The organism is Clostridia bacterium (assembly GCA_019683875.1).
Classification (GTDB): Bacteria; Bacillota; Sulfobacillia; order RBS10-35; family Bu92; genus Bu92.
This window is the reverse complement of sequence record JADGHN010000058.1, coordinates 1-11,618: the sequence shown is the minus strand read 5'-3', so window position 1 is coordinate 11,618 and position 11,618 is coordinate 1. Positions and strand designations below refer to the sequence as shown.

Annotated in this window: 11 protein-coding genes; all 11 read right to left on the bottom strand. The window is 66.4% G+C overall.

Annotated elements, in window-relative coordinates:
* Positions 1 to 480, bottom strand: a 480-nt coding sequence (locus IRZ18_06040) for an ABC transporter ATP-binding protein (GenBank protein MBX5476668.1), incomplete at its 3' end; no start/stop codon positions are given.
* Positions 477 to 2,252: an ABC transporter ATP-binding protein gene (locus IRZ18_06035; GenBank protein ID MBX5476667.1), complete on the bottom strand. Its 1,776-nt coding sequence runs from the start codon at positions 2,250 to 2,252 to the stop codon at positions 477 to 479. The genes IRZ18_06035 and IRZ18_06040, both read right to left, overlap by 4 nt.
* A 168-nt stretch (positions 2,253 to 2,420) precedes the next feature.
* Complete coding sequence (locus IRZ18_06030) at positions 2,421 to 3,416, bottom strand: ATP-binding cassette domain-containing protein (GenBank protein MBX5476666.1); 996 nt, start codon at positions 3,414 to 3,416, stop codon at positions 2,421 to 2,423.
* Positions 3,403 to 4,440 (bottom strand): ABC transporter ATP-binding protein, encoded by a 1,038-nt coding sequence (locus tag IRZ18_06025; GenBank protein MBX5476665.1) that lies wholly within the window; start codon positions 4,438 to 4,440, stop codon positions 3,403 to 3,405. Before IRZ18_06025 ends, IRZ18_06030 begins: the two co-directional genes overlap by 14 nt.
* A 16-nt stretch (positions 4,441 to 4,456) precedes the next feature.
* Positions 4,457 to 5,335 carry an ABC transporter permease gene (locus tag IRZ18_06020; GenBank protein ID MBX5476664.1) on the bottom strand — a complete coding sequence of 293 codons (879 nt, stop codon included), beginning with the start codon at positions 5,333 to 5,335 and terminating at the stop codon, positions 4,457 to 4,459.
* Positions 5,336 to 5,380: 45 nt separating this feature from the next.
* Positions 5,381 to 6,310: an ABC transporter permease gene (locus tag IRZ18_06015; protein ID MBX5476663.1), complete on the bottom strand. Its 930-nt coding sequence runs from the start codon at positions 6,308 to 6,310 to the stop codon at positions 5,381 to 5,383.
* 180 nt (positions 6,311 to 6,490) lie between these two features.
* Entirely contained in the window at positions 6,491 to 8,332 is a 1,842-nt protein-coding gene (locus tag IRZ18_06010) for a peptide ABC transporter substrate-binding protein (protein ID MBX5476662.1), read from the bottom strand.
* A 221-nt stretch (positions 8,333 to 8,553) separates the two neighbouring features.
* Complete coding sequence (groL, locus tag IRZ18_06005) at positions 8,554 to 10,173, bottom strand: chaperonin GroEL (protein ID MBX5476661.1); 1,620 nt, start codon at positions 10,171 to 10,173, stop codon at positions 8,554 to 8,556.
* A gap of 24 nt (positions 10,174 to 10,197) precedes the next feature.
* A complete protein-coding gene (gene groES, locus IRZ18_06000; protein MBX5476660.1) occupies positions 10,198 to 10,527 on the bottom strand; it encodes a co-chaperone GroES in 330 nt (109 codons plus the stop codon).
* A gap of 228 nt (positions 10,528 to 10,755) precedes the next feature.
* The gene (gene moaC, locus IRZ18_05995; GenBank protein MBX5476659.1) at positions 10,756 to 11,244 is read right to left on the bottom strand and encodes a cyclic pyranopterin monophosphate synthase MoaC; all 489 of its coding nucleotides are present in this window, start codon (positions 11,242 to 11,244) and stop codon (positions 10,756 to 10,758) included.
* Between the two features lie 150 nt (positions 11,245 to 11,394).
* The coding region (locus IRZ18_05990; GenBank protein MBX5476658.1) for a hypothetical protein at positions 11,395 to 11,618 on the bottom strand (224 nt) is incomplete at its 5' end.

The window sequence follows — 11,618 nt, the reverse complement described above, 5'->3', positions numbered from 1 at the left end:
GTCGTTGATCACGCGAACCAGGACCTTGCCGGCCGGGCGCCCGTCGAAGAACTCGAACGACAGCGCCTGGATGTGCCCGAAAAGCTGCGCGCGCAGGTCGCGGAGGACGTCCTGGCCCATGCGGTTCGTCAGGCGGATGCGCACGTAGGACGCCACCCAGTAGACGAGCTGCAGGGCGAGGTAGCCCGCGGCGTAGCGGTCGAGCGCCGTCAGGCGGCCGGGCGCGATGGCCCGGTCGATCGCCAAGCCCAGGATGAACGGCAGCGCGAGCCGCGTGCCCGAGGCGACCAGCGTGAAGGCGAGAGCCCACGCGACCCTCCGCCGGTACGGCGCCACGTACGACAGCAACCGCCAGAGCTGGCGCGCGTCGAACGGCTTCTCGACGGCGTCCTCCTCCCGGTACGAGAACCGCTCGCTCTTCCGCTCCGGAAGCGGGATTTCCCCGAGGAACCGCGACAACCGCTGCATCACGGCACTCATGCGCCCTCGCCCCCTTCCCCGGCCCTCGCGCGCCGGGCCTTTTCCTCCTCGTAGTCGCGGAACTGGACGTCGTACACCTGGCGATAGATGCCCCCGCGGAGGAGAAGCTCCTCGTGCCGGCCCCGCTCCACGATGCGGCCGCGGTCGAGGACGAGGATCTCGTCCGCGCGGCGCAGGCTCGAGAGCCGGTGCGCGATGATGAACGTCGTGCGACCTTCCATGAGCTCTTCGAGCGCTTCCTGGATCAGGTATTCCGTCTCCATGTCCACGCTGGACGTGGCGTCGTCGAGCACGAGGATGCGCGGGTCGGCCAGGATGGCGCGGGCGATGGCGATGCGCTGCTTCTGCCCGCCGGAGAGGCCGAGGCCGCGCTCGCCGACCACCGTGTCGTACCCCTGCGGCAGCTCACTGATGAACTCGTGCGCCTGCGCAAGCCGCGCCGCGCGCTCGATCTCCGCCTGGCTGGCGCCCGGCCGACCGTAGGCGATGTTCTCCCGGATCGACGCCGAGAAGAGGAACGTGTCGGACAGGACGAAGCCCACGTGGGACCGCAGCGCGTGCAGATCCCACTGGCGCACGTCGACCCCGTCGACGCGCACGCGCCCCCGCGTGACGTCGTAGAAGCGGGGAATGAGCGACACCAGCGTGGTCTTGCCCGAACCCGTCGCCCCGAGCAGGGCCACCGTCTTACCGGCCGGGGCGTCGAGCTCGATGTCCTCAAGCACGACGGGACCGTCGGAATAGCGGAACGAGACTTCCTCGAAGCGGACGGAACCGCGCGGCTGCTTGACGATGACCGGCTTGGGCGGCGAGGCCACGTGCGGCGGCGCCTCAAGGATCTCCAGGAGGCGGACACCCGCGGCCTGCGCCTGCTCCACGAGGTTGACGAGGAAGCCGAGCTCCCGCAGCGGCCAGATCAGGTAGCCGATGAGGCTGAAGAAGGCCACGAGCTCGCCCAGCGTGATCTCGTGCCGGATCACCAGCCGGCCGCCGTACCAGAGCAGCAGCGTCGCCGAAAGGTTGCCGATCGCCTCCATGATCGGAATGTAGGTCGCGATCAGGTCCGTGGCGACGACGTTCTTCCGCGCGAATTCCTCGTTGCGCTCGTGGAACCGCTCCACCTCGTGGCCCTCGCGCGCGAACGACTTCACCGTGCGGATGCCGGTGATGTTCTCCTGCACGACGGTCGTCAGGCGGGACAGCGACTCGCGAATCGCGGCGTAGGCCGGCCGGATGCGCCGGTCGAAGCGCAGCACGGCCACGGCGAGGAACGGCATGAGCGCGAACGTGACGAGCGTCAGCCGCGGCGACATCAGCCACATGGCGATCATGCCGAAGCCGACCATGAAGAAGAAGTCCATGATGAACACGAAACCCTGGGCGAAGAGCATGCGGAACGCGTCCAGGTCCAGGGTGAGGCGGGACATCAGGTCGCCCGTCTTGGCGTTGTCGTAGAAGGTGAACGAGAGCTGCTGCAGCTTTTCATAGAGAGCCGCACGCAGCACGTACACCGTCTTCTGCCCCGCCCACTCGCCCAGGTACTGGCGCCCGTAGTTGAAGACGCCCCGGACGAGCGCCACCGCCACGACCGCAAGGCCGATCGGCCAGAGCAGGTCCATGCGGCCGCCGTAGATGACGTCGTCGATCAGCCATCGGGTGAGGTAGGGCCGGATGAGGCCGATGGCGGTCAGCAAGCCCATGGACAGGACGGCGGAGATCAGGGTCCAGCGGTAGGGCCAATAGAAGCGCCGGAGCTTCGCGAACACCCACATCGCGCCGCACGACCTCCCGTCGGATACTCCGGCATTCTACCACGGGGTCCCCGGGGACGCCATGCCTTTCGGGACGCGAAGGATCCCGAGCCGGCGGCCGGAACGGCGCGAGCCCCCGGCTGTCCCGGGGGCTCACGGGGAATGGTGGCGCCGGAGTGCGGCGCGCGGTCAGGCGAAGTGGCAGGCGACGAAGTGGCCGGGCGCCGCCTCCCGGAAGGCCGGCACCTCTTCCGCGCACCGCTGCTGCGCGATCGGGCAGCGCGTGCGGAAGGGGCAGCCGCTGGGCGGATTGACGGGGCTCGGCACGTCCCCCTGCAGCACGATGCGCTCGCGGGAATGTTCCACGTCCGGGTCCGGGATGGGGATGGCCGAGAGCAGCGCCTGCGTGTACGGGTGCAGCGGGTGGCGGTGCAGCTCCTCGCTGGTGGCCATCTCCATCATGCGGCCCAGGTACATGACGCCGATCCGGTCGCTCAGGTACTTCACCATCGCCAGGTCGTGGGCGATGAAGAGGTACGTCAGGCCGCGCTCCTCCTGCAGCTTGCGCATGAGGTTGACGACCTGCGCCTGCACGGAGACGTCGAGCGCGGAAATCGGCTCGTCCGCGACGATGAACTCCGGGTTGACGGCGAGCGCGCGCGCGATGCCGATGCGCTGCCGCTGGCCGCCGGAGAACTCGTGCGGGAAGCGGTTCACATGTTCCTTGTTCAGGCCGACGGTCTGCAGGAGCTCCTGCACGCGCTCCGCGCGCGCCTTGCGGGACGGCGCGAGACCGTGGATGTCCAGGGCCTCGCCGATGATGTCGCCGACCGTCATGCGCGGGTTCAGCGAGGCGTACGGATCCTGGAAGATCATCTGCATGCGGCGGTAGAGCGCGCGACTCTGCGCGGCCGGCGCCCGGTGCACGTCGATGCCATCGAAGATGACGGAGCCCTTCGTGGGGCGGTACAGGCGGACGATCGTGCGGCCGACGGTCGTCTTTCCGCAGCCGGACTCGCCCACAAGGCCGAACACCTCGCCGCGCCTGATCTCGAACGAGACGCCGTCGATCGCCTTGACCCAGGCGCCGCGTCCGGCGGGGAAATACTTGCGGAGATCCTTGACTTCGAGCAGCGGTCGCGTGGCCGCGCCCTGTTCGGCGACGGCGCGTTCAGCGACGGCCATGGGCTACGCCTCCTTCAGCGGCGGCACGGCGTTGCGCCTGCGCCTCGGCCATGGGGTGATGCAACCAGCAGGCGGACAGGTGGCCCGGCTCCACGGCAAAATATTCGGGCTGCTTCCGCGTGCAGATCTTCATCGCCCACTCGCAGCGCGGCGCGAAGGCGCAGCCGGGCGGCGGGCTGAAGAGGTCCGGCGGGGTGCCGGGGATGCTGGCCAGGTCCGTCGTGGTGTCGGCGTCCAGCCGCGGCACGGACCGCAGCAGCGCCGCCGTGTACGGATGCTGGGGCCGGTAGAAGACGTCCCGCGCGCTGCCCGACTCGACGATCTTCCCGCCGTACATCACGAGGATGCGGTCCGCCAGTTTGGCCACGACGCCGAGGTTGTGCGTGATCATGATGATCGCCATGCCGAACTCGTCCTGAAGCTTCTGCATCAGCTCCAGGATCTGCGCCTGGATGGTCACGTCAAGCGCCGTCGTCGGCTCGTCGGCGATGAGCAGGCGCGGCCGGCTGGCGAGCGCGATCGCGATCATCGCGCGCTGACGCATGCCGCCCGAGAACTGGTGCGGGTACTGCATCGCCCGCTCCCGGGGGTTGGGGATGCCCACCAAACGAAGCATCTCCACCGCGCGGTCGAACGCCTCTCGCTTGGAGACCCGGTCGTGCTTGAGGATGTTCTCCGCGATCTGGCGACCGATCGTCATCGTCGGGTTGAGCGATGTCATCGGGTCCTGGAAGATCAGGCCGATGTCACCGCCGCGCACCTTCTGCATCTCGCGCTCCGAGAGCTTCAGAAGGTCCTTGCCGTCGAAGAGGATCTCGCCCTGGCGGATGAAGGCCGGCGGCGTCGGCAGCAGGCGGGTCACGGCCTGCATCGTCACCGACTTGCCCGACCCGGACTCGCCGACGATCGCCACGGTCTCGCCCTGTGCGACATCGAACGAGACGCCCCGGACGGCTTTCACTTCGCCGCCGTATGTCGTGAAAGATACTTGCAGGTCTCGCACCGACAACAATGATTGGGCCAACGGGGACGCCTCCTTTCTACTGCCGCAGTTTCGGGTCGAGCGCGTCGCGGAGACCGTCGCCCACCACGTTGAACGCGAACAGGATGATCGCCAGCAGCAACCCCGGAATGAACCACTGGTAGGGATATAACCGGTAGACCTGATACCCGTCGCTGATCATGGTGCCCAGCGAGGCCAGCGGCGGCTGGATCCCGAGGCCGATGAACGAGAGAAACGCCTCGCCGAAGATGGCGCCGGGAATCGTCAGGGTCATGTTGACGAGAAGGATGCCGAGGACGTTGGGCACGAGATGCTGGAGCATGATGCGCCACCGGCCCGCCCCGAGCGTGCGCGCCGCCAGCACGAACTCCTGCTCCTTCAGCTGGAGGACCTGGCCCCGGATGAGACGCGCGGCGCCGATCCATCCCGAGATGCCCATGGCGAGGATGATCGTCCAGAGGCCGGAGCCGACGATGACGAGAAGCAGGATCACGAGCAGCAGGTACGGGATGCCGTACATGATGTCGACGAAGCGCATCATGATGTCGTCGACGACCCCGCCGGAGAACCCGGAGATCAGGCCGTACAGCGTGCCGATGAACACGTCGAGCGCTGCGGCCGTGATGCCGATGAACAGCGAGATGCGCGTGCCGACCCACGCCCGGGTGAAGATGTCGCGGCCGAGCTTGTCCGTGCCGAACCAGTGATCCTTGCTGGGGCCGTGGTTGGCGATCATCCAGTTGTTCGTGGCCGTGTCGTACGGCGTGAGATAGGGTCCGACGATGGCGATGAGGGTCATGACGGCGAGGAGCACCAGCCCCAGCATGGCGAGACGGTTCTTCCTGAAGCGCCGCCATGCGTCCCCCCAAAACGTGACGGGAGGACGCTCGATGGCTTCCATCAACGCGGTGTCCATGCGTTCCGGCTCAAACAGCTCCGGGCGAAGTTCGGCAGCCACCCGTCAGGCCTCCCTCTTGCCGGTGATGCGAATCCGCGGATCCACGACCCCATAAAGCACGTCCACGAGGAAGTTCATGATGATCAGAAGCACCGCGTAGAAGAGGGTCGTGCCCATGATCAGCGGATAGTCGCGGTTGTAGATCGAGTTCACATAGTACTTGCCGAGCCCGGGGATCCCGAAGATCTGCTCCACGACGAACGTGCCCGTGGTGATGCCGGCGATGAGCGGACCCAGGATCGTGATGATGGGCAGGAGCGAGTTGCGGATCACGTGCCGCCACACCGTCTCGAACGCGGTAAGCCCCTTCGACTTCGCCGTGCGGATGTAGTCCTGCGTGATCACGTCCAGCACCGATGTCCGCATGAAGCGCGCCATGCCGCCGATCACGCCGAAGCCGAGCGAAATGGCAGGCAGGATCTGGTATTCAATCCCTCCCCAGCGCGCGATGGGCAGGATCTCCAGCTTCACCCCGAACAGCCACTGGAGCGCGCCCGCGATCACGAAGTTCGGGACGGAAATCGCAATGATGGCGATCGCCATCGTCACCATGTCGAGCGCGCGGTTCCGGTTCAACGCCGCGATGAGACCCAGGAAAAGCCCGAGGCCGACCGACCACAGCAGCGCCTCGACGCCGAGCAGCGCCGAAACCGGGAACCCGTCGCGGATCATCCGGTTCACGGACTGATCGCGGAAGCGCAGGCTGTCGCCCAGGTCAAAGTGCAGGAGATTGTTCAGGTAGATCAGGTACTGCTCGTAAAGAGGCTTGTCGAGCCCATACTTGTGCAGCATCAGCTGGTGGATTGGCTCCGGCAGCTTCGGGTCCGTGAAGGGATCGCCGGGGATCGAGTGCATGAGGATGAACGTCAGCGTGGCGATGGCCCAGAACGCGACCACACTGAGCAGGAAACGGCGAACGATGTAGCGGACCACGCGATCCACCTCCCTTTATGTAAACAAGATCAAATCTCCGTGCCGGCGTCCATGGCACGTTCTGCCTGCGCGGCGAACCGCCGCCGGTGAACGTGGTGAGACCCCGGAGTCCGGGGTCTCACCGTTCGCGCTGGCGCGATCCGCCGAGCGCGGCTTCTGTTCACCCGGCTTCAGCGCCGCTTAGCTGTTCGGGCGGCCCTGCGTGTAGGCCCACTTCCACTCGGTGTCCGCACCCGTGGCGCGACGGACGATGCCCTTCACCCACGGCTGCTCGACGTAGTTGCGAGCGGGCCAGAACATGGGCGCGATCGGAATCTCGTCGCGGATGATCTGCTCCATCTTCGCAAACGCCTGCATGCGGGCCGTGTTGTCGTTCGTGGTCTGCGTCGACTTGTCGAGATTCGTGTACTCGTCGTTGCACCAGTGCGGGTCGTTAAACGCCCAGTCGACCTTGTCGCTCTTGTAGAGGTCCGGGCTGCTGGACGTGTACCCGGTCGGGCAATCGAACAGGCTCATGAACGTCTCAGGATCGTCGTAGTCCGCGCCCCAGCCGGCGAGCGTCATGTCGAACTGGCTCTTCCTGTACATGTCGAGCCGCGTCTTGAAGTCGACGTTCACCAGCTTGAACTTGATGCCCAGAACCTGCGTGATCGCGTCCGTGATCGCCTGCGTCCACAGCTTGCCGGTGTCGCTGTCGCTGCCAACGAACGTGACGACCGGCAACTCCTTCAGGCCGAGCTCCTGCAAGCCTTCCTGCAGCAGCTGCTTCGCCTGCTCGACGTCAGCCTGCTTCGGGAAGAGGTCCTTGCCGACCCACTTCTCGTTGAAGGAGTTGCCCTCCTGGTCGTGGATCGAAGGCGGCGTCAGCGCCGTGGCCGGCAGCGAGCCGTTCTTCAGCACGTTGTCGACGAACGCCTGACGGTCGAAGGCCAGGGCGATCGCTTGGCGGATCTTTTTGTTCTGGAAGCTCTTGTTCTGGTTCCGCGGGTCGAGGTTGAACTCCAGGTACCACGTCGTCGCGTCGGCAAGGGTCTTGAGCATGCCCTTGTCCTTGTACGTCTGGATGTAGTCGCTGGGCACGCCGGTCGTGTCAAGCTGGCCACTGTCGAACATGTTCACGATCGTGGTGTTGTCCTTGATCATGTCGAAGTGGATCTTCTGCAGCTTGACGGTGTCCGCGTCCCAGTACGTGTCGTTCTTGACGAGGACGAGCTCGGAGTTGTGCGTCCAGCTGTCGATCTTGAACGGCCCGTTGAAGACCAGCTTGTCGGCGTCCGTCGCGAACTTGTCGCCGAACTTCTCCACGATGTCCTGGCGGACCGGCAGGTACGTGATGAACGAGGTCAGGCCGAGCCAGTACACCGTGGGCTGAGCCAGGTGCACGACGAGCGTCTTGTCGTCGGGCGTCTCGATGCCGACCTTCGAGAGCGCCTCTTCAACCTGCTGGTTGAAGGCCTCGGTATCCTTCTGGTACTGCGGATCCTTGTCGCCCTGCGGGTACTTCTTCGTATCCTTCGGGTCCGGCGGCGTCAGGGTGTTCGCTTCCTGCGCGCCCTGGATGTAGTACAGCTGGTAAGCGTACTGCGAAGCGGTGCGCGGGTCGATCGCACGCTTCCACGCGTACGCGAAATCCTTCGACGTGACGGGCTGGCCGTCCGACCACTTCGCGTCACGCAGGTGGAAGGTGTACGTCTTGCCGTCGTCGCTGACGTCCCAGCTCTCCGCGATCTCCGGCTGCAGCTTGCCGTCCGCATCGTAACGGGTGAGGCCGGCGAGCGTGGCATTCAAAACCTCAAAGGAGACCACGTCAGTGGCGACGCCCGGGTCGAGGGACGGCGGTTCCTCGCCGAGGTTGAGGTTCAGGTACTGGTTCTGGTCGATGCCACCCGTCTCGCTGCCCGTCTGCTCAGACTCGCTGCCGGTGGCCGGCGTCTTCCCGCCGCCGCCGCAGGCGCTGACCAGGAAGGCCGCGAGCACAAGCAACGTGATCAGCGACAGCAGCCGCTTGTTCCGTTGCCGCAATGCAATTCCTCCCCAGAAAAGATGTTCTCCAGCCCGGCCCGGACCGCTCCCCCGCGCACGCACGACGGCCCTGGGCCATGGCCAACGACGTAACATTCGTGGAGATCGCGCCAATTCCTCCTGTGCATGTCTCATCGCTTGATGATTCTCGTGTAAAACTTGGAAACTGTCGGAAAAAGGAGAGCGCCCGGCGCGAGCCGGGCGCTCTTCGACAGGGCGGACTAGAAGTCCATGTCGGGCATGTTGTTGCCGCCCGTCGCTTCCTTCTTCTCCGGAATGTCGGCCACGAGGGACTCCGTGGTGAGCACCATGGCCGCGATGCTGGCCGCGTTCTGCAGCGCCGAGCGCGTGACCTTCGCCGGGTCGATGACGCCGCGGCTGAACAGGTCGACGTACTCCATGGTGGTGACGTCGAAGCCGTGGCCGAACGGCAGCGTCTTCACCTTCTCGACCACGACGGAGCCCTCGAGACCGGCGTTCTGCACGATCTGGCGGAGCGGCTCCTCCAACGCGCGGCGGACGATGTCGATGCCCGTCTGCTCGTCGCGGTCATCGGCCTTGAGGTTCTCGAGCACCTTGATGCAGTGCACGTACGTGGCGCCGCCGCCGGGGACCATGCCCTCCTCGACGCCCGCGCGGGTCGCGTTGAGGGCGTCCTCGATGCGGTACTTCTTCTCCTTCATCTCGACCTCGGTGGCCGCGCCGACGTTGATCACGGCGACGCCGCCCGCGAGCTTGGCTAGGCGCTCCTGCAGCTTTTCGCGGTCGAAGTCGGACGTGGTGTCCTCGATCTGCTTCTTGATCGCGGCGATCCGCTTCTGGATCTCCTCCTTGGAGCCCTTGCCGCCGACGATCGTGGTGTTCTCCTTGTCGATCGTGACGCGCTCGGCCTGGCCGAACATGTCGAACGTGACGTTCTCCAGCTTGAGGCCGAGGTCCTCGCTGACGACCTTGCCGCCCGTGAGGATGGCGATGTCCTCAAGCATCGCCTTGCGGCGGTCGCCGAAACCGGGCGCCTTCACGGCCGCCGCCTGCAGCGTGCCGCGGATCTTGTTCACGACCAGCGTGGCGAGCGCCTCGCCCTCGACGTCCTCCGCGATCAGGAGGAACGGCTTGCCGCGCTGCACCACCTTTTCGAGAACCGGAAGCAGGTCGTTGATCGAGCTGACCTTCTTGTCGGTGATGAGGATGTACGGCTCCTCGAGGACGACTTCCATCTTCTCGGTGTCGGTGACCATGTACGCCGAGAGGTAGCCGCGGTCGAACTGCATGCCCTCGACGACGTCGACCGTGGTCTCCGTCGTCTTGGACTCTTCGACCGTGATGACGCCCTCCTTGCCGACCTTCTCCATGGCGTCGGCGATGAGGTTGCCGATTTCACGGTCGTTGGCCGAGACGGACGCGATCTCCGCGATGCGGTCCCGCGTCTCCACCGGCTTCGCGTTCTTCTTGATCTCGTCGACGACGGCCTTGACCGCCTTCTCGATGCCGCGCTTCACGCTGAGCGGGTTGGCGCCGGCCGCCACGACCTTCATGCCTTCGCGCACGAGCGCCTGGCCGAGCACGATGGCGGTGGTGGTGCCGTCACCGGCCACGTCGTTCGTCTTCGTGGCGATTTCCTTGAGGAGCTGCGCGCCCATGTTCTCGAACGGGTCCTTCAGTTCGATGTCGCGCGCGATGGTGACGCCGTCGTTGGTGATGGTGGGCGCGCCGAACTTCTTCTCGAGCACGACGTTGCGGCCCTTGGGCCCGATGGTGACCTTGACGGTGTTGGCCACGGCGTTGACGCCGCGCTCAAGCGCGCGCCGCGCTTGTTCGTCGAAGATGATCTGCTTGGCCATGCTGGACCTCCCCCTGGACGTCGCTTAGCCCTCGACGACCGCGAGAATGTCGCGTTCGCTGAGGATCAGGTACTCCTCGCCGCCGAGCTTCACTTCCGTGCCGGCGTACTTGGAGAAGATGACGGTGTCGCCCGTCTTCACGTCAAGCGGACGGCGCTCCTTCGAGTTCTCCAGGTAGGCGCCGTTGCCGACGGCCAGGACCTTGCCCTGCTGGGGCTTCTCCTTGGCCGTGTCCGGCAGGACGATGCCGCTGGCCGTACGCTCCTCCTGCTCCAGGACCTTGACGACGACGCGATCGCCCAGCGGGCGGATGTTGAGCTTGGTCTCGGCGCTGGTGGCCGGACTGGCGCTCATCAGCGTGTCCCTCCTCTGCGATGTGGGGTCAAGCCCCGTCTGCTGTTAGCACTCGCCTTCGATGAGTGCTAACAAGTTCCGCCACGTATCCTAGAAAAGCCTGTGAACGGCGTCAATCAGGTCCGCTTGACCGCGGCGAAAGGGATGGAGCGGAATTCGCCGCGTTCATCGGCCGCGCTGTGCGATGCTCGTGATTTCTCTCCGTATCAGCCGGTTCCGCGCGCACGGTCAACCTCGATCCCGCTCTTGCGCGGCGTTTCGACGGAATTCGCCGCGGCGCCCGCCCGTCTTTTCGTCGAGGCGCACCTCGCCGAGCACGAGGTCGCGGTCGATGGCCTTGAGCATGTCGTAAAGCGCCAGCCCGGCGACGGTCACGGCCACGAGCGCTTCCATCTCCACGCCCGTCTTCGCGTCCGCCCGAGCCAGCCCGGTGATCTCGACCGCGGCCGTGCTGCCCGGCGCGCAAGCCGGCGGCTCGACCGCCGAGCGCGGTTCCAGGCGAACTTCGACGGAACTCAACGGCAGGAGGTGGCAGAGCGGGATGAGCCGGCTCGTCTCCTTGGCGGCCTGGATGCCCGCGAGGCGCGCGACCGCGAAGGCGTCGCCCTTGGGCAGCGACCGCGAGAGGAGGGCCTCGAGCGTCTCCGGGCGCATGTAAAGGAGCCCGCGGGCCACGGCCGCGCGGGCGGTCACGGCCTTGGCGCTGACGTCGACCATGCGCGCGGCGCCGGTCGGGTCCAGGTGGGTGAAGGGCGATTCGTCCACGGCTGCGGTCCTCCTTGCGATCTTGGCCGCCTTCCGCCTGGGCGGCTCCAGGCGGCGCGCGCCGGTCCGCCCATTGCCGTCCGCTCCGGCGGGCGCGGGAAGTCAGCCGGAGAGCGATGCCAGCAGTTCCGCATCGACGATGGCGCCCGCCTCCCAGCGGGTGCGCGGCGGCACGCGCACGATCCCGTCCGCTCGCGTGAGGCTCGTGAGAATGGCGGAATCTCCCGGCACGGGCCAGGCTTCCCAAGCCGGCGCGCGCTCGTGGCCGTCCGTCGGCGCCGGCGCGTCCTGAACCGCCGCCGGTCCAGCCGCGGCCGCCTCCCCGG

Bases quoted from the DNA above. Each gene is read 5' to 3' on its own strand.
- IRZ18_06035 (MBX5476667.1), bottom strand. From the start codon at position 2,252: ATGTGGGTGTTCGCGAAGCTCCGGCGCTTCTATTGGCCCTACCGCTGG.
- IRZ18_06030 (MBX5476666.1), bottom strand. From the start codon at position 3,416: ATGGCCGTCGCTGAACGCGCCGTCGCCGAACAGGGCGCGGCCACGCGA.
- IRZ18_06020 (MBX5476664.1), bottom strand. From the start codon at position 5,335: ATGGACACCGCGTTGATGGAAGCCATCGAGCGTCCTCCCGTCACGTTT.
- groL (MBX5476661.1), bottom strand. From the start codon at position 10,173: ATGGCCAAGCAGATCATCTTCGACGAACAAGCGCGGCGCGCGCTTGAG.
- groES (MBX5476660.1), bottom strand. From the start codon at position 10,527: ATGAGCGCCAGTCCGGCCACCAGCGCCGAGACCAAGCTCAACATCCGC.
- moaC (MBX5476659.1), bottom strand. From the start codon at position 11,244: ATGGTCGACGTCAGCGCCAAGGCCGTGACCGCCCGCGCGGCCGTGGCC.